Raw genomic sequence first — 17,905 nt, 5'->3', positions numbered from 1 at the left:
CTATTCTTACCCTACTGAAACGACTGTGTCAGTAAGGTGTCCGTGGAGAGCCTTTGGAGTGCGTTGTGGAGGGTGTTGTGACGGGTGAGGTAGAAGGCGCAGTGGTGATCCGGCGGATCGGCCGGCCAGGGGATCTGGGCTGGGTCGTGCAGGCGCATGGTGAGCTCTACGCCCGCGAGTTCGGATTCGACAGCCGCTTTGAGGCGGTTGTGCTGGAGATCATGGCGTCCTTCACACGCCGTGATCCGGAACGCGAGGCCGGCTGGATCGCCGAACTCAACGGCCGCCGCGTCGGCTGCATCCTCTGCGTGCGTGCCGACGACGATGACTCGGGTGAAACCGCCAAGCTCCGCGTCCTCCTGGTGCATCCGGACGGCCGCGGTCACGGCATCGGCGGCCGCCTGGTCGACACCTGCCTCGCCTTCGCCCGATCCGTCGGCTATCAACGCATGAAGCTCTGGACCACCGACCAGCAAGTGGTAGCCCAAAAGATCTACACCGACCGCGGCTTCGCCCTAACCGGCAAACGCCCCAACGCCACCCTCTCCGCCACCGACCTCTTCTACGCCCTAGACCTAACCGTCTAGCCCTCAGCTCAGGTTGGCGATTTGGCTGTGATTGCGCCGTGGGTGCGGAAGGTGCGGGGGGATTGGCCGACGCGGGTGGTGAAGAGGCGGCTGAAGTAGGCGGGGTCGTCGTAGCCGATTCGGTGGGCGATGGTGGCGATGGTGAGGGTGGATCCGGTAAGGAGGGCCTTCGCCTCGTTCAGGCGTACGCCGAGGATGAGCTCTTGCGGGGTTAGGTCGAGCAGCTGCGCGAACGCCTTCTCGACGCGGAGACGGTCGCCGTACGGCCCGCTGGGCGCGGTGCCGAGCGGCAACACCGGCCGGTCGGGGTCGAGGTAGCCGAGTGCGCCGTACGCCGCGGTGGCCGGGCCGTCGAACAGGACCCAGGCCTGCGTCCAACCTGCCCCGGCTGGGCGATAGCCGTGCAGCACGCCCGGGAACAGCCAGAGCACGGCCGGGGCCCGGACCTCGACGAGTTGCCGGCGCGGACTGTGCAGCAGTGCTCCGTGGCCCGAGCGCAGCAGGACAGCGGCGTGGCAGCCGAGGGCGCGTTCCGGGCTTGGTTCCGGCGGGTTCTGCCCTTCGCCGGCGCCGAGGCAGAACAGTCCAAGTCGCCGATGAACCGGACCCGGAGTGAGATAGGTAGACCAATGTTTATTGGGCTCGGCATGGACACGACTCATGCGTACAAGAGTCCAACAACTAGGTCACGGGAGTCCATTCACCGCGGTGAGGCACGGCAGCATCCTGGTGCCTATGCTGACCTCAAACGGATACCGGCTGGACGAATCGCCCGCGCGTCTAGGCGAGCTGGTCGCGGTCCCCGACGCCGAGCGCGGTGATCGCCAGGCCCTGTGGGAACGACTCCGGCGGGAGGGGTACCTCTACCTGCCCGGCGCGCTGGACCAGGAGACCGTTCGGGGCTTCCGGCGGTACTACTTCGACGCTCTGGCAGCGACCGGGCTGATCCAGCTGGGCTCAGATCCACAGGTCGGGCTGGCAGGTGCGCAGATCGACCGGGAAGCCCTGCGACACGTGCTGTTCGGTCAGGTGGTGCCGGGTGCGGCGTACCGGGCCTTCTGCACCCAGCCGGCGGTGCGGGATTGGTACGCGTGGTTCCTCGGCGGCGAGACGTTCCTGCACAAGCGCAAGATCATCCGGCACACCGCACCGGGAGAGACGGGCATCGGCACCGCGACTCAGGCGCACTATGACCTGGTCTACCTGCGCGACGGCACCGACCGGGTGTTGTCATCGTGGATCCCGCTGGGCGACTGTCCGGTCACGCGCGGCGGCCTGGTCTACCTCGAACGAAGTCACCACCGGGTGCTGGCCGACGAGGCGAACGACTGGCTGAAACCGCCGGCCGCCTCGATCACGGCGGACCTGCCGTCGCTGGCCGACGAGTACGACGCGCGCTGGCTGGTGGCCGACTACGCCGCGGGCGACATGGTCGTGCACACCGCCTATACGGTGCATGCCGCCCTGGACAACGTTGACGCCGGCGGGGTGATGCGGCTGTCCACCGACATCCGCTATCAGCGCGCGGATCAGCCCATCGACCTGCGCTGGCAGAACGACTGGCATGACCGAGACTGGCTCTGAAGCCGTTCGGATTGAAGAGTGAGCGGGTCGGCCTTTAAGCCGGATCCTGTGCGCGTCGTGCCTTGCGGCGCGGCGGCGGCGGCCATCCATCTACGACGATCGTTGCCGATCGCCTCTAGCGGCCTACCTGCGAGCATCGGGCGGGCAGCCCTCGAACGCTCACACAGACGGCGGTTTCCCGTCGTCCTCTTGGCCTTGCTCCACGTGGGGTTTACCGAGCCCCCGTAGTCACCTACGGGGCTGGTGGTCTCTTACACCACCGTTTCACCCTCACCCGCACTCCGATGAACCACGGGGTTCACCAAAGCCGCTGGCGGTCTGTTTTCTGTGGCACTGTCCCGCGGGTTGCCCCGGGTGGGCGTTACCCACCACGCTGCCCTGTGGAGTCCGGACTTTCCTCGGTGCTCACCGGCGAACCGGCGAACAACGCGGCCGCCCGGCCGACCCGTTCACTCTCCGCAGTCTACCCGCTCGGCCGCCGGACTGGTTGCGGGATAGGTTCGGCCTATGGCAGCGGTACGGCGCCCGGGTGGCGAGCTGATCCCGATCGACGCGGCGCGACGGATCGCGCTCAACGCACAGGGGTTCGCCGAGCCGAAGCCGTCTGGCCGCGTCGACGTACGGCACCTCCGGCGGGCGATCGACCGCGTCGGCGTACTGCAGCTCGACTCGGTGAACGTGCTCTGCCGGTCCCACTATCTGCCGTTGTTCGCCCGGCTAGGGCCTTACTCGCGTACGGCGCTGGACCGGATGTGCTGGGGTGGCGCGAAGCGGGAGTTGTTCGAGTACTTCTGGGGTCACAAGGCGAGCCTGCTTCCGCTGAGCAGCTACCCGTTGATGCGATGGCGAATGCGCGCGGCCGAGCGGCAGGACTGGAACGCCCCGCTCGACCCGGACCTGACGGCGCCATGGTCGGTCGTCGCCGGTATGCGCCGGCTGAGCGTGGAACGCCCCGGGTTCGTCGAGGACGTGCTGGCCATTGTCACCGAGCGCGGGCCACTCACGGCCGGCGAGGCGAACCCCGACGGCCTTCGCCGCAAGCGGACCGACCCGGACCCTGACCCGACCACCGGCCGGATGTGGAACTGGCAGGACGCCAAGATTGCCATCGAGTACCTCTTCTGCACGGGCCGGGTCGCGATCGCGGGCCGCCGCAACTTCGAGCGCCTGTACGACCTCACCGAACGCGTGCTGCCGGCCGACGTACTGCCTGGCCCTGGACCCACAGCCGACGAGGCAAGGCGGGAGCTGGTCCGGATCTCCGCCCGGTCCCTCGGGATCGCCACCGCCCGCGAGTTGTGCGGTGCCACGGGCGGCCATTTTCCGTTGCCCACGGCAACCGCCAAGCGCGTGATCGGCGAGTTGGTGGACACCGGCGAGCTGGTTCCGGTGCGCGTCGAAGGCGTACCACAGCAGGGCTATCTGTGGTCGGACGCCGAGGATCAGCCGGTCCGGGCGCGCGCGTTGCTGTCGCCATTCGACACGCTGATCTGGAACCGCGATCGGACCCACCGGCTCTTCGATTTCTTCTACCGGATCGGCATCTACACGCCGGCGGCGCAACGCGTGCACGGCTACTACGTGCTGCCGTTTCTGCTCGGTGACCGGCTCGTCGCTCGGGTCGACTTGAAGGCTGATCGCCGGAATTCCGCCCTGGTCGTCCCGACCATCACCGCCGAACCCGGCATTCCCGATGCCGATATCGCCGAGCCGCTGGCGGCCGAGCTCGACCTGATGGCCGACTGGCTGGAGCTCGACCGAGTGCTGGTCACTGCTGACAGCGATCTCGGTCGAGCCCTAACCTTCTAAGCAGTTAGAACGGCCAGCCGGCGCGCTGCCCGGCCTCGATGAGCGGGATCATCGCGAACGCGGCGTCGGAGAGACCGCCGAAGGTGTGCCGCCCAGGTACGCCGGACGGCCCGTGCCCGGCCTCGTAGCCCGCCAGATTCCAGGTGTAGACCGGGATCCGGCACGGGATATCGCGCGTCGGTTCGGCACCCCGTCCGGCCCACGCCTGCTCGTCCGTAACGATCACTACCCGGTCGTGGCCCTTGTACCAGCGGCGGACCGCGTCGGCCGTGTTCGTACCACCCAGCTCGTGGAACCGGCCCAGCGACTTGAGGACGGATTCGCCGCGTCCAAGCCGTACGAGCGCGCTCTTCGTTCCGAACTCGACCAGATCGGCAGACTCCGTACGGACCGCCAGAGCCGTCCCGAAGAGTGCAGCCGCGTCTGCCCGCGTGAGGTCCGACTTCCGGGACAGCGAGTCGTGGAACATCGAGCCCGATCGGTCGACCAGGATGAGCGTGCGGCCGGGTAGAGCCGGCACTGACGCCAGTGACAGCGTCAACGCCTGCTCGAGCGGCCGAGCCCACCGAGACGTCGCAAACCGGCTAGACGGACTTGTAGCGCGGTACGCCGACAGGAAGCGCATAGGCAGCTGCCGCGACCGTGCAACCTGCACAGGATCCGTAAGCCGCGCTGCAACCGTTGCGGCCGCCTTGTCGGACAGACCAGCCTCGTCGAAGTTCCGGAGGTTGCGGAGCAGGGCCATATACCCCATCGACGGGATGATCCCTTCCCACGCTGCAGCGTCCAGAGGCGCCTGTAGCCAGCCTGCCAACGACTCCCACGTCATCCCGGCAGCAGCCAGTACGGCGTGGTCGTCCAGCAGGAAGCGCCGATACTCCAGCGGTACGACGCCAAGGTCTGCTCGGCGCTGGAGCAGTTCCAGCGTGTCAGGGATGGCGTTGCCGCGCCCATGCCGTCGGTCCAGCGCATGCCGGAATAGGTCGCCCTGGCGCTCGTCGTTGGCTCGCGGATGTACGAGATCGATCACGTCGCCAAATCGGTAGGACTTGGCAGGGGAGTCGTACTTGAGCAGTGCGCGCTCGTCGTACAGGCGGGTGACCGCGTCGGCAATGCCGCGCTTGACGGGCTTCGGGATCGCCCGGCCGTACTGGGATGTCCAGTAGGCCAGGGCCTCTCCGGGTTCGTCTGCCCGCTGCAGGACGCTTGAGATGAGTTGGCGCGATTCGCCCGGCAGACCTGCCTCTAGGCGCGCATGCGCAGCCTCGAGCGCTGCTACGAGTGGGGCCGAGCGCAAGTTCGCCGTACGGCGTAGCCAAGGTAGGAAGCGGCTGAGCCAGTCCATGTCGGTTACGGCCACGTGGTGGACCAGCTGGACGAACCGGCGGTCGCGATCGGTCGCGGACTCGTAGGCCGTGTGCTCGCCGACCAGGTTCGAGATCGCGAGCAGGAACAGCTCCGACTTCGGCTCGCGCCGGTAACCGGGCGCGCCTTCAGCCGTGCGAATGCTGGACGCCTGCTCGCTGGTGACGACACTGCGAGCCACGCTCGGGACAGCAGCGTGCACACCATCCCGGTTGAACTTGGACACTGCTTCCCCCTTGTCGGTTTCTGGTCAGGCCGAAGCGCCCGAGACCATGTTGGTAACGGTGTTGGTCCACTGCTCTCAGCTGAGCTACCGGACGTGAAAATCGTCCGGGAGGGACTCGAACCCCCGACCTGTGGTGAGAAGTAACCGTTGCCGTCGCACCGGGCACTTGACCTGAACGCGCCCGAGATCAGCTTGCCTGCGAGGCACTTTGAAGAGCCGGGCGCGTACCACGACGATAGGTCGCCCTGGTACCACCCGCATCTGGTTTTCGACACTCGCAGGACATCCGGACTTCAACCGGCAGCGGTAGTTTCGCGAGGTGACTCCGCCTACTTCACTCGACCGCCGCCGCTTCCTCGGAGTGACCGGTGGTGTCGCCGGTCTCGCCCTATTGGCCCAAATGCCGGTTGGGCCCGCTAATGCCCGCCCTGCCGGCTCTGGCTATCCGTTCACGCTTGGAGTCGCCAGCGGCGATCCAACGCCTACTGGCGTGGTGCTGTGGACCAGACTCGTGCCAGACCTCTTCGTACCCGACGGCGGCATGCCGGCCGTGAAGGTCCCGGTGCAATGGCAGATCGCCCGTGACGACTCCTTCCGGCAGGTCGTGCGTGAAGGTGTGTCGTGGGCGCTACCGGCTCTTGCGCACTCCGTGCACGTAGAGGTCGAGGGGCTGGCTCCAGACCGCGAGTGGTTCTACCGGTTCCGCTACCGCTCGGACATCTCCCCTGTTGGTAGAACGCGAACTACGCCGCTGTGGACCGGGCGGAACGCCTCGATGAGTTTCGCCTTCGCGTCTTGTCAGGACTGGTCTAGCGGCTACTACTCGGCGCTGAAGCACCTTGCCGAGGAAGACGTGGATCTAGTTCTCCACCTCGGTGACTACGTCTACGAAGGCGGTATCCCGGCCGATGGTGGCTACCGGAAGACCCCGGTGCCTGAGGTTCTACGGAAGGCTCCGCGCGGTCTTGCCCGTTGGCGGATGCAGTACGCCCTTTACAAGAGTGACCCGGACCTACAGACGGCACACGCGCGCTTTCCGTGGATGGTGACCTGGGACGACCACGAGGTCCAGAACGACTACGCGAACCACCAGTCGCAGTACGAAGGCGACATCACGGAACTACGCGCAGCGGCGTACCAGGCCTGGTACGAGCACCAGCCGGTACGACGTCCTGCAAGGCCTACTGGTCAGGGGCCGCGGATCTACCGTCGCTTGCAGTGGGGAGACCTTGCACAGTTCGACGTGGTCGACGGCCGTCAGTACCGCAGCGTGCCGCCGTGCGGCTGGGGCGAGGCAGACGCGTGCGAAGCGGCGTACGACCCCTCTGTGACGATGTTGGGCCAGCAGCAGGAGCAGTGGCTGTACGACGGCCTGAAGCGCTCTAAGGCCCAGTGGGACGTTCTGGCGAGCAACGTGATGGTTGGACGCCTAGACCATGACGGGAAGGCTGGAGACCTGCTGTGGCATGACGCGTGGGACGGCTACCCGGCCGCGCGGCAGCGGCTGATCGGGGCCTGGCGCGAGGCGAAGACGCGTAACCCGGTGGTGGTGACGGGGGACTGGCACTCGACGTTCGTCAACGATATCCACGCCGACTTCGATCGCGAAGGCACGCCGGTTATCGCGACGGAGTTCGTTGGTACGTCGCTGTCGAGCAACGGCGATCGCGAGGTCTACGGGCCGTACTACGGGCCGATGATCCCGTTCAACCCGCACATCAAGTTCTTCGACGGCGACCGGCGCGGGTATGTCCGCTGCACGCTCGACCGGGACGAGTTCCGCACCGATCTGCGGATGGTCCGCACGGTCAGCCGCCGGGACGCACCGGACTACACGTACGCGTCGTTCGTGGTCGAGAACGGCCGCCCGGGAGCTCACCAGCTGTGAACTAATCTCTCCTTCATGCCGACTGACAAGAAGGACGAAACGCCCGCAGCCGACACCGCCAAGCCTGACGTGCCGAAGCCTGACGCGGAGAAGCCGACGGATGATCTGGTCACGACTTTGCATGTGCTGCCGGTCGGCCGGCGCAAGCTGAAGTACACCGCGACCACCGGGCGGATCGTGCTGCGCAAGGAGGTCGTCACCGACGGCACGTTCGACGGTCACCAGGCGCAGGCCGAGGTGTTCCTGACGGCGTACACGCTGGACGGCGCGGATGTCACCCAGCGGCCGGTGACGTTCGCGTTCAACGGTGGGCCCGGCTCGTCGAGTATCTGGTTGCACCTTGGCGTGCTCGGCCCGCGCCGGGTGGTGGCGGGTGACGCCGGAGACCTCGCGCCGCCGCCGTACGGGCTGGTCGACAACGCGGAATCACTGCTCGCGCACAGCGACCTCGTCTTCATCGACCCGGTGTCGACCGGCTACTCCCGCCCGGCCACCGGTGTGAAGGCGGGCGACTACCACGGCTTCACGCCCGACCTGGAATCCGTCGGCGAGGTGATCCGGCTCTGGACCTCGCGGAACGGCCGCTGGATGTCGCCGAAGTTCTTGGCGGGGGAGTCGTACGGAACGACGCGCGCGGCCGGGCTGGCGGCGCATCTGCAGGACCGCTACGGGATGTACCTGAACGGCATCATGCTCATCTCGAGCGTGCTGGAGTTCGGCACGCTCGTATTCTCGCCCGGCAACGACCTGCCGTACGCGATGTTCCTCCCGTCGTACGCCGCGATCGCGCACTACCACGGCAAGCACGGCGATCGCCCGCTCGCGGACGTGCTTGCCGAGGCGGAGGAGTTCGCCTCGACGACGTACGCCGCGGCGCTGGCGAGTGGCAGCCGGTTGTCCGAGTCCGAGCGGGCCGACGTGGTGGCGAAGACGGCCGCGTTGGCCGGATTGACCGAGGAGTACGTCGACCGGGTGGATCTGCGCATCGAGCACATCCGGTTCTCGACCGAGTTGTTGCGCGAATCGCGTCGGGTGGTCGGGCGGCTGGATGGCCGGTTCGTCGGCTGGGACGCGGATTCGGGGCGCGAGCACTTCGAGGCGGATCCGTCGATGTCGGCGATCCTCGGTCCGTACACGGCCGCGCTGAACCACTACGTGCACGCGGAGCTGGAATACCACAACGACCTGCCGTACGAGATTCTGAGCTACACCGTGAACGAGGGCTGGTCGTTCAAGGACTTCGAGAATCGCCAGGTCACCGTGGCGGACAAACTCGCCACCGCGATGCGAGCCAACCCGCATCTCAAGGTCCATGTGGCGTCGGGACATTACGACGGCGCGACTCCTTACTTCGCCACCGAGTACACGCTTGCCCGGTTGCAGATCCCGGCCGAACTGCGCGAGAACATCGAGACGGCGTACTACCCGGCCGGTCACATGATGTACGTGCACGAGGAGAGCCGCGTGCAGCAGTCCAAGGACCTGGCCGCGTTCGTGAAGAAGGCGTCGAACCGGTGACTACGGCAGGGTGAGGATTTCGGCGCCGGTGTCGGTGACGAGCAGGGTGTGCTCGAACTGGGCGGTGCGCGAACCGTCCTTGGTGACGGCCGTCCAGTCGTCGTCCCAGAGGTCGTAGTCGAACGTGCCGAGGGTCAGCATCGGCTCGATCGTGAACGTCATCCCGGGCTCGATCAGAGTGTCGAACCGCTCGTCGTCGTAGTGCGGAATGATCAGCCCGGAGTGGAACGCGGTCGAGATGCCGTGACCGGTGAAGTCCCGAACGACGCCGTAGCCGAACCGCTTCGCGTACGACTCGATGACGCGGCCGATGATGTTGACGCGGCGACCCGGCTTGACCGCCTTGATCGCGCGGTTCAGCGACTCGCGAGTGCGCTCGACCAGCAGCCGGCTCTCCTCGTCGACGTCGCCGCACAGGAACGTGGCGTTGGTATCACCGTGCACCCCGTTGAGGAACGCGGTGATGTCGACGTTGACGATGTCGCCGTCCTCGAGCGGGCGATCGTCCGGGATGCCGTGACAGATCACCTCGTTCACCGAGGTGCAGAGCGACTTCGGGTAGCCGCGGTAGCCCAGGGTCGACGGGTACGCGTCGTGCGCGACGAGGAAGTCGTGACCGATCGCGTCGAGCTCGTCGGTGGTGACACCCGGCGCGACCGCCTTGCCGACGGCCTCCAGCGCCTGCGCGGCGAGGCGGCCGGCCACTCGCATCCGCTCGACCGTCTCGGCGTCAGTGACGTACGACCCGTCGAACGGCGTCGGCGCCGGCTTGTCGACGTACTCCGGGCGGGGAATGGAGGCGGGCACGGGACGGCGCGGCGACAGAGTGCCTGGACTGAGAAGCGACATGGTGGCACCAGTGTAGTGAGGCCGCGCGCGGGTACCGGCGTGGAGGGCGGGACGACGGTAAATTCGGGACCGCACGGAGAACGTCCGCGGACCGCAGGCAGAGATCGGAGGTGGTTTTCGGCTATGGCTGAGGATCACAGCAACGAGTGGTACTACTGCACCAAACACCACGCCGTCGAGCCGTACCAGGGTTGTCAGGCCGGTGACCGCCTCGGTCCGTACGCCTCCAAGGAGGAAGCGGCCCGGGCCTTGGAGAAGGTCGACGAGCGTAACGAGGCCTGGGACAACGACCCGCGCTGGAACGACGAAGACTGAGTCCTTTTGCTGGACATGCGAGAGGGGCGCCACCGAATAGGTGGCGCCCCTCTCGGCTTTCGTTCGTCAGGCCTTCTTAGCGGCCGTCTTCCGTGCCGGTGCCTTGCGGGCCACCGTCTTCTTCGCGGTGGCCTTCTTGGCTGGCGCCTTCTTCGCGACCGTCTTCTTCGCGACGGTCTTCTTCACCGGTGCCTTTTTGGCGACGACCTTACGAGCCGTCGTCTTCTTGGCCACGGTCTTCCGGACGGCGGTCTTCTTAGCCGTCGTCTTCTTGGCTGGGGCCTTCTTCGCGACGGTCTTCTTCGCGGTGGCCTTCTTGGCCGGCGCCTTCTTCGCGGCGGTCTTCTTCACGACCGCCTTCCTCGCCGGTGCCTTCTTCGCAGTGGTGGCCTTCTTGGCCGCTGTCTTCTTAGCGGTCACCTTCTTGGCGACGACCTTCTTCGCCGGGGCTTTCTTCGCCGCGACCTTGGCCGGTGCCTTCTTCGCCGTCGTCTTCTTCACGGCTTTCTTGGCGGTGACCTTCTTGGCCGTCGTCTTCGCCGGCGTGACCTTGCGCGCGGTTGTCGTCTTCGCGGCACCGGCCTTCTTGGCGACAGCGGTCTTCCGGGCCGGAGTTGCCTTTGCGGCGCTGACCTTCTTGGCTACGGCCTTACGGGCCGGGGCCTTTTTAGCCGGCGCCTTCTTCGCGGCCTTTGTGGCTGTCGCCTTCGTTGCGGCTGCCTTCTTGGCTGGCACTCTGCCTCCTTGGTGCGGCTGAGGAAAACCACGGTGGATTCCTCGTCTTCTCGATGATGACAACCAAAGGTGCCGACGTAAAGCACCCGAAAGACCCTGAACACAAGGCGCCACGCCGACGATTTCACGGCACGACTCGGAAAACCCTTCTGCACAAGGCCTTTTCGCGCGCGTTATGTACGTCAAACCACCCCAAGAACTAGTTCGCGACACGCGCACGAAAGTAGCGAATTTCGCGCATCCGACGCACCACTCCCACCAAGTTGTCCCCGGCAACCTCTCTCTCGCACCTCACCTCCAACCACCACATCAACCCCTGAAGGTTTCCGCCGCAACGCGATTAGAGGCCCAAGGCAACTACTTCGAATGGTCTGCAAACGCCCGGCCTGGATGCCTTCAACGGAGGCCGGACCGCCACGTCCACACGAAGCCTTCCGCAACCGGTTAAGCCGCACTCTGCAGAGCGTCGTGTGGACCTGGACGTTCGCGCATCGCCTGCCCGCAGCGGCGGATAGTTCGGAACGCGACACAGCGCCGAGCCGCAGCGCCGAGTCCGCCACCGCGAGTGCTTCACCAAAAGGCAGGGTGCGCGCACAGTCCAGAACAGTGCGCAGGGGCGTGGTCAACCCATCCAGCTCAGGCACGTCCTGCCGATGCAATACACAAGGAAGCCGCGTGTTGCGGCGATGCCGGTTGCAGCGGATCGTCACATGCGGGGCCAAGGGTCTGGTCACCACCTGGAATCCCCAGGCGATGGCGGCACGAGCGCTGACCGGATTGCTCGCGCCGATACGTGCGACCGGAGCTCGGTAAAGGTCGATGCTCCGGTCCGTTGGAGAATCTCGACGATATCGGCCATCGCATCATGGTCGCGCAATTCGCCCGATCGCCGTTTTGGTTATCCACAGCGGACCGCCAGGTCCACCCGGTGGCCTAGAAAGGGTCATCCAAGCCGTTTGGCGGCGCCGCGTGGACGTGGCGGTCCGCGTGATGTGATGGGCCTATGCGTGATGACGTAGGTGCGGAGCATGACGTCAGCGTGGTGCGGCGGGTGGTGAGTTTGGTGCCGTCGTTGAGTGAGGCGGTTGCGGCTACGGATCGCGGGTTGCTTGTTGGGGCGACGGACTGGTGTTCGCATCCGGTGGACCTCGACGTGGTGCGGGTCAAGGGCACGAAGAATCCGGACGTCGATCTCGTCATTGAACTCGCGCCGGATCTCGTCATCGCGAATGCCGAAGAGAATCGCGACGAAGATCTTGAGCGGTTGAGGTCGGCGGGGTTGGCGGTTTGGGTTACGGCGCCGACGACGGTTCCGGAGGCGCTCGCGTCCCTTGGCCGGATGCTCGCCGTGCTCGGGTGTCGGGAAGACCCGGACTGGTTGCGGCAGGCGCGCGCGGTTTGGGAGGCGCCGTACGTCGGGAACCGGCGACGAGTGGTGGTGCCGATTTGGCGGCGGCCTTGGATGGCGTTGGGGCGGGAGACGTTCGCGGGGGATTTGCTCGCGCGATTGGGGTACGACAACGTGCTGGCGGATGACCCGGAGCGGTATCCGCGGATCGACTTGGACGCGTTGCCGGCGTACGACGTGGTGGTGTTGCCGGATGAGCCTTATGCGTTTTCGCCGGGTGATGGGCCGGAGGCGTTTCCGGGGCGGGAGGCGCGATGTGTGTCGGGGCGGCACCTCACTTGGTACGGGCCGTCGTTGGTGGAGGCGCGGGGGATCCTCACCGATCAGCTGGCAAACCCGATGCGGCCGTGAGCGGAGACACACTGCGGCGTATGGACGGTTAGGTGAGGCTCACCTACACTCCAGGCGTGCCGACGATTTCCGCTAAGAAAAAGTGCTGCAAGGACAAGCCGCGCTGCAAAAAGTGCCCGGTTGTCCTGAAGCGGATCGCGGACGCCGGTTGCGCCGAGCGCCTCGACCGGACGACCTACAAGGTCGACAAGAAGGTCCCGAAGAAGATCGTCAAAGCCGCCCGCGCCCGCTGACCCTTCGGTCACAAGGGTCCGATGAATGCAAGAAGACCCGTTAGACGGCTTCGCCGGTGGCGGGGTAGCGGCGGGTGGTGATGGCTGTTACGGCGGCGCGGAGTAGGCCGGGGATGGTGATGTGGGCCGCTTGGCCCGTCTTTTCCAGGTCGTCGGCGTACCACCAGCCGTGGGCGCTGATGGTCTCGAGCTCGAGTTGTTCCTGGTTGGCGAAGCTGACCTCGACGGTGTCCACGTCGACCGCGAAGAACGTCTGGGTCTGGATGATCGGGCAGCCGCCCCACTCGAATTCGATCACGTTGCTGGCGACCGGGTCACCGAGTTGCTCGGGGGCGAGGGTGATGCCGACCTCTTCGCGGAGTTCGCGGCTGGCGGCTTCGGAAAGCGTCTCGCCGGATTCGACGGCCCCGCCGATGGTGAACCAGTACGGCACTTCGGGCTTGACCGGATCCCAGCCGTGCAGCAGCAACACCTTGTTGTCCGGGCGGACGGGCAGCACGCGGGCTGTCGTACGCCGGATCAAGGTGCCGGGCTTGGGCAGTCGAGGATCGCTCACAGTCAGAGAATTTAGTTGATCCAGGCCACTGTTCGTCCTGCAATGCGGCGCGTCTCACTCAACAGACCGGGCGTCTCATGCCGACACGCCCGGCCGGCGTCCAGACGACGCCGGCTCGGGCGATGATGTCAGAAGGTGTGCTCGTCGGCAGGGAACGATCCCGCGGCGACATCCGCCGCGAAGGCCGCTGCCGCACCGGTGAGAACCCCGCGCAGATCCGCGTACTGCTTCACGAATCGGGGCATCGGGCCGGAGCGAAACCCGGCCATGTCCTGCCATACCAGCACCTGCGCGTCGCAGTCCCTGCCCGCTCCGATACCGATCGTGGGGATCGGGATCCGCTTGGTGATCTCGGCCGCGACATCACCCGGGACCATCTCGAGTACGACGGCGAACGCGCCCGCCTCGGCCAGCGCGACCGCGTCGTCGATCAACGCGGACGCCTGCTCGCCCCGACCCTGGACCCGGTAACCACCGAGGCCGTGCTCGCTCTGCGGCGTGAATCCGATATGCGCCATCACCGGAATACCCGACTGGGTGAGCAACTCGACCTGCGGTACGACGTTGCGCCCGCCCTCGAGTTTGACCGCGTGGACGCCGGCCTCCTTCATGAACCGCACGGCCGTGTGGAACGCCTGCTCGGGCGTCGCCTGGTACGACCCGAAGGGCAGATCCGCCACCACCAGCGCGCGTTGTGCCGCCGTCGCGACCGCCCGGGACAGCGGGATCAACTCGTCCACGCTCACCCGCAGGGTCGACTCGTAGCCGTAGACGTTGTTCGCCGCGGAGTCGCCGACGAGTAGGACCGGGATACCGGCCTCGTCGAAGATCTCGGCCGTGTACTGGTCGTACGCCGTCAGCATCGCCCACTTCTCGCCACGCTGCTTCAGCTCGCGCAGGTGATGTACCCGCGTCCGCCGCGCGGTGCGGGACCGAGGCGCCGAACCACCCGAGGCGGCCGAGCCGGAGGCAGCCGGACCACCCGTGCCGGACGCGGCCGCGCTCGCACCGGTCTCAGTGGAGCCGGTCGAGTTGGAGGCGGTCGCGCTAGTCGAAGCCGGTGTGCCGAAGGAGCCCGTTGCCGCCGGATCGCCCGAGGCGCCGAGGGTGTGGGTTTCCCCGGCCGGGCCAGGGAAGCCCGTTGGAGACGCCGTACCAAGGCCCGATGAACCAGCGTCGGTTAGACGTGACGCCTGGTCGAGCAGACCAGGGGCCGCGTGACCGCCGTGGTGCTGCGATGCGGTTGCCGCCGGCTGTTCGGCGGTGGGCTGCTCGTCGACCGCTGCCCCTTCCGGCGACAGCGAAGACGACGGCGACAGGGAAGACGACGGCGCTGTTGAGGGGGAAGGCGCGAAGGGTGACTGGGGCTGTGGGGGTTGCGCGGGTTGGCGGGGCCTGCCAGCGGCGCGACGGGCTTGGCTGATCACTGGCGCGTCGTCGAACTCGTTGGCCTCGGGTTGAACCGGCCCGCCGGCATACCCGCCGGGACCACGCCGAGCCGCCGGCCCAGTTGGTACCCCTTGTGGGCCGTTACCAGGTCCTCCCGGACCAGTAGCCGGGTTAGCCGGACCGGACGGGCCAGTGCCGGCAGGGCCGGGAGCAGGTTGGCCTTCGCGCAGACCGTTCTGTGCCGGGTTGTACGGCGTACCGCCAGGTCCGGCCGGAGTGAAGCCGGTGGGCGGACCCTGGTTCGCAGACCCGGGCACACCAGCACCCGGTCGCGACGGACCCGCCACGCCACCCTGACCCGCACCACCCTGCACCGGACCGCCGGAGACACCGGAAGCGCCGGGACCACCAGCGCCGGGACTACCAGTAGCGGGCGCACCAGTAGCAGCACCGCCAGGAGCGGCGGGCGCGTTGGGAGGTGCCGGGGCGCCACCGGGAGGCGGCTGCATGCGGGCGGAAGGCCCGTTCGGCGCCGACTGCCCGTACGGCGGTCCACCCTGCGGCCCGTACGACGGCGGTGCCGGGGCGAACGGACTGCCGTCACCGAGCGACGACCCCTCGCCGTACGGCCCGGAGGAACGCGGCAACGGCGGCGGACCAGGTGGTGAGGGCAGCTTCGGCAGATAAGACGGCCGCGAGATATCCCCCGACTCGCCGTCCCCCCGAGACTCCCAAGACCCGCGCGCTTCCGACGTACCGCGGGGATCCGACGCACCACGCGGGTCCGCACTAGACCCACCACGCGCGTCGGCGGAACGGCGTTCGGCGAGTTCGCGGGCGCGTTCGGTCAGCTCGCGGGAGCGCTCCGCCAGTTCACGCGAACGCTCCGAGTACTCATAGGGCCCGCTGCCGTACTCGCTGCCGTAGTCGGCGACGTGGTCCGGCGGCTGCTCGGTTGTCCGGTTCGATGGTCCGGTCCCGTACGGAGAGGGCAGTTCGTCCTCTTCGCTGTGGGTACCGGCCGACAGGAAGTTGTCAACCATCTGCTCATCGTCCCACCGTTGCCAGGCAGGATCGAGACCGCCTGGTTGTGAGGCATCGCTCACGGCCGGCTCCTTCGTCTCGGGTTGCGGGGGTGGTGGGGCTGGTTGCGGCGCCGCGGGCAGCGGGCTGTCCGCGGGCGCGATCACACCAGAACTGGGCAGCGCAGGGCGGGCCGGAGGTGCTTTCGTGACACCCGTCGGCGGAACGGGGCGCTGCGGGGCGCGGCGGTGGCGCCAGGCTGAGGTCAGGTCTCAGTCGCCTTCCTGGCGTCTTCCCGCCACGCGCTGGTGATCGGGAGCCGGCGATCCCGGCCGAAGGCCTTCCGGGTGATCTTCGGGCCCGGCGGGTACTGGCGGCGTTTGTACTCGGCGTGGTCGACCAGCTGGATCACCTTGCTGACCAGATCCGGGTCGAACCCGGCGGCGACCAGCTCGGCCGAGCCGGCGTCCAGCTCAACGTAGTCGTCGAGCATGTCGTCGAGCAGCGCGTACTCGGGCAGCGAATCGGTGTCGACCTGGCCGGGACGCAGCTCCGCCGACGGCGGTTTGCTGATCGCGTTCTCCGGGATCGGCGGCTGCTTGCCCTTGGCGATGGCGTCCTCATTACGCCATTTCGCCAGCCGCCAGACCGCCGTCTTCGGTAGGTCCTTGAGCGGGGCATAACCACCGACCGCGTCGCCGTAGATGGTCGAGTAGCCGACGGCCAGTTCCGATTTGTTGCCGCAGGCAAGTACCAGGTGGCCGTCCGCGTTCGACAGGCCCATCCAGATCACCGCGCGGACCCGGGCCTGCAGGTTCTCCTCGGCGAGTCCGGTCAGACCGAGGGTGTCCAGGAACGGCTGCACCATCGGCTGGATCGGCACCACGCGATAGTTCAATCCGGTCCGGGCAGCGAGCTCGGCGGCGTCGTCCTTGGAGTGTTCGGACGAGTAGACGCTCGGGTTGGAGACACCGAAGACGCGCTCGGCGCCGATCGCGTCGCAGGCGATCGCGGCGACCAGCGAAGAGTCGATGCCGCCGGACAACCCGAGCAGCACGCTCTTGAACCCGTTCTTCTGCACGTAGTCGCGCAACCCGAGCACGATCGCGCCGTACATCTCGGCCTCGTCCGACAGCCGCGGCGCCTGCGCGGCGGGGATCGGCTCGTACGACGCGAGGGGCTCTTCGTGGACGACGTGATGCTCGATCCGGATGCCGTCGACCGTGCCCTCAGGTGTGCCGGCAGGCGCGGGCAGTTCCAGATCGACGACCATGCCGCCTTCTTGGAACTGCGGTGCGCGCGCGATGACCGAGCCGGCCGCGTCGACCACCAGCGAATCGCCGTCGAAGACCAGTTCGTCCTGACCGCCGACGAGGTTCACGTAGGCGAGCGGGCAACCGGCCTCGCGGGCGCGGCGGCCGACCAGTTCACCGCGGACGTCGTCCTTGTTGGCCTCATACGGCGAGCTGTTGACAACTAAAAGCAGACCCGCGCCGGCTTCGCGTGTCGCCGCGACCGGGCCGCCGTCCTGCCAAAGGTCCTCGCAGATCACGATCGCGACGTCGACGCCGTGGATGCGGACAACTTGCAGAGTGTCACCAGGAACGAAGTGCCGGAACTCGTCGAAGACCCCGTAGTTCGGCAGGTGGTGTTTGACGGCACTGGTGACGACCTCGCCGTTGTGCAGCACGGCGGCGCAGTTGGTGGGGGAGCCCTTCGGACGGCCGAGGCGGTCGACGCCCATCGCCGTACCGCCGGCCCGGTCGAGGTAACCGACCACGACCACGATCTCGCCCATGCCCTCGTCCGCCAGACGGCCCGCGAGCTTCGTCATTTTGGCCTGCGACGCGTCCACGAACGATCGCCGCAACGCGAGATCCTCGACCGGATAACCGGTCAGCGCGAGCTCCGGAAAAGCGACCAGATGGGCACCGCGATCGACCGCATTCCGGGTCCACGCGACGATCTTTTCGGTGTTGCCGTCAAGGTCACCGACGGTGACATTGAGCTGGGCGAGGGCAAGCCGTAACTGAGGCACGGAAGCACCCTACTGGGATCCGGCCGACTGC

The 17,905-nt window shown here is 67.2% G+C and carries 15 protein-coding genes and 1 other RNA gene; 8 read left to right on the top strand and 8 right to left on the bottom strand.

Annotated elements, in window-relative coordinates; genetic code table 11:
• Positions 1 to 77 precede the first annotated feature (77 nt).
• Positions 78 to 587, top strand: a complete 510-nt coding sequence (locus OG394_RS12420) for a GNAT family N-acetyltransferase (protein WP_328995395.1) — start codon at positions 78 to 80, stop codon at positions 585 to 587.
• Positions 588 to 595: 8 nt separating this feature from the next.
• On the opposite strand, the gene OG394_RS12415 is transcribed toward OG394_RS12420, so the two are convergent.
• A complete protein-coding gene (locus OG394_RS12415) occupies positions 596 to 1,249 on the bottom strand; it encodes a helix-turn-helix transcriptional regulator (protein ID WP_328995394.1) in 654 nt (217 codons plus the stop codon).
• A gap of 73 nt (positions 1,250 to 1,322) precedes the next feature.
• On the opposite strand from OG394_RS12415, the gene OG394_RS12410 reads away from it, so the two are divergent.
• Positions 1,323 to 2,171 (top strand): phytanoyl-CoA dioxygenase family protein, encoded by an 849-nt coding sequence (locus tag OG394_RS12410; RefSeq protein WP_328995393.1) that lies wholly within the window; start codon positions 1,323 to 1,325, stop codon positions 2,169 to 2,171.
• A gap of 19 nt (positions 2,172 to 2,190) precedes the next feature.
• Here OG394_RS12410 and rnpB read toward each other — a convergent pair.
• Positions 2,191 to 2,619: RNase P RNA component class A (gene rnpB, locus OG394_RS12405), an RNA gene on the bottom strand.
• A 59-nt stretch (positions 2,620 to 2,678) separates the two neighbouring features.
• Here rnpB and OG394_RS12400 point away from each other — a divergent pair.
• Positions 2,679 to 3,980 carry a winged helix-turn-helix domain-containing protein gene (locus tag OG394_RS12400; protein WP_328995392.1) on the top strand — a complete coding sequence of 434 codons (1,302 nt, stop codon included), beginning with the start codon at positions 2,679 to 2,681 and terminating at the stop codon, positions 3,978 to 3,980.
• 4 nt (positions 3,981 to 3,984) lie between these two features.
• Here OG394_RS12400 and OG394_RS12395 read toward each other — a convergent pair whose 3' ends face one another.
• Positions 3,985 to 5,571, bottom strand: a complete 1,587-nt coding sequence (locus tag OG394_RS12395) for a TROVE domain-containing protein (RefSeq protein WP_328995390.1) — start codon at positions 5,569 to 5,571, stop codon at positions 3,985 to 3,987.
• A gap of 319 nt (positions 5,572 to 5,890) precedes the next feature.
• On the opposite strand from OG394_RS12395, the gene OG394_RS12390 reads away from it, so the two are divergent.
• Entirely contained in the window at positions 5,891 to 7,459 is a 1,569-nt protein-coding gene (locus OG394_RS12390) for an alkaline phosphatase D family protein (RefSeq protein WP_328995388.1), read from the top strand.
• A 15-nt stretch (positions 7,460 to 7,474) separates the two neighbouring features.
• Positions 7,475 to 8,977, top strand: a complete 1,503-nt coding sequence (locus OG394_RS12385; RefSeq protein ID WP_328995387.1) for a S10 family peptidase — start codon at positions 7,475 to 7,477, stop codon at positions 8,975 to 8,977.
• Here the strand turns inward: OG394_RS12385 and map are convergent, their stop codons facing one another.
• On the bottom strand, positions 8,978 to 9,826 hold the full coding sequence (gene map, locus OG394_RS12380) for a type I methionyl aminopeptidase (RefSeq protein ID WP_328995386.1): 849 nt from the start codon (positions 9,824 to 9,826) through the stop codon (positions 8,978 to 8,980).
• A gap of 123 nt (positions 9,827 to 9,949) precedes the next feature.
• Here map and OG394_RS12375 point away from each other — a divergent pair, with 123 nt between their 5' ends.
• Positions 9,950 to 10,141 carry a hypothetical protein gene (locus tag OG394_RS12375; protein WP_328995385.1) on the top strand — a complete coding sequence of 64 codons (192 nt, stop codon included), beginning with the start codon at positions 9,950 to 9,952 and terminating at the stop codon, positions 10,139 to 10,141.
• A 66-nt stretch (positions 10,142 to 10,207) separates the two neighbouring features.
• Here OG394_RS12375 and OG394_RS12370 read toward each other — a convergent pair whose 3' ends face one another.
• On the bottom strand, positions 10,208 to 10,876 hold the full coding sequence (locus tag OG394_RS12370) for a histone H1-like repetitive region-containing protein (RefSeq protein ID WP_328995384.1): 669 nt from the start codon (positions 10,874 to 10,876) through the stop codon (positions 10,208 to 10,210).
• A 1,003-nt stretch (positions 10,877 to 11,879) separates the two neighbouring features.
• On the opposite strand from OG394_RS12370, the gene OG394_RS12365 reads away from it, so the two are divergent.
• The gene (locus OG394_RS12365) at positions 11,880 to 12,635 is read left to right on the top strand and encodes a helical backbone metal receptor (protein ID WP_328995382.1); all 756 of its coding nucleotides are present in this window, start codon (positions 11,880 to 11,882) and stop codon (positions 12,633 to 12,635) included.
• 56 nt (positions 12,636 to 12,691) lie between these two features.
• Positions 12,692 to 12,868, top strand: coding sequence for a hypothetical protein (locus tag OG394_RS12360; RefSeq protein ID WP_328995381.1), 177 nt, complete (start codon positions 12,692 to 12,694; stop codon positions 12,866 to 12,868).
• A 40-nt stretch (positions 12,869 to 12,908) separates the two neighbouring features.
• On the opposite strand, the gene OG394_RS12355 is transcribed toward OG394_RS12360, so the two are convergent.
• The 3 genes from OG394_RS12355 to OG394_RS12345 all read right to left on the bottom strand — a co-directional run bounded on the left by OG394_RS12355 (position 12,909) and on the right by OG394_RS12345 (position 17,874).
• Positions 12,909 to 13,424 (bottom strand): NUDIX hydrolase, encoded by a 516-nt coding sequence (locus OG394_RS12355; RefSeq protein WP_328995380.1) that lies wholly within the window; start codon positions 13,422 to 13,424, stop codon positions 12,909 to 12,911.
• Between the two features lie 128 nt (positions 13,425 to 13,552).
• Positions 13,553 to 15,919, bottom strand: coding sequence for a 3-methyl-2-oxobutanoate hydroxymethyltransferase (panB, locus tag OG394_RS40060; protein WP_442914285.1), 2,367 nt, complete (start codon positions 15,917 to 15,919; stop codon positions 13,553 to 13,555).
• 182 nt (positions 15,920 to 16,101) lie between these two features.
• A complete protein-coding gene (locus OG394_RS12345) occupies positions 16,102 to 17,874 on the bottom strand; it encodes an NAD+ synthase (RefSeq protein WP_328995379.1) in 1,773 nt (590 codons plus the stop codon).
• Positions 17,875 to 17,905 lie beyond the last annotated feature (31 nt).

It is taken from the genome of Kribbella sp. NBC_01245 (genome assembly GCF_036226525.1).
Classification (GTDB): domain Bacteria; phylum Actinomycetota; class Actinomycetes; order Propionibacteriales; family Kribbellaceae; genus Kribbella.
This window is presented reverse-complemented; position numbering and strand designations above follow the sequence as displayed.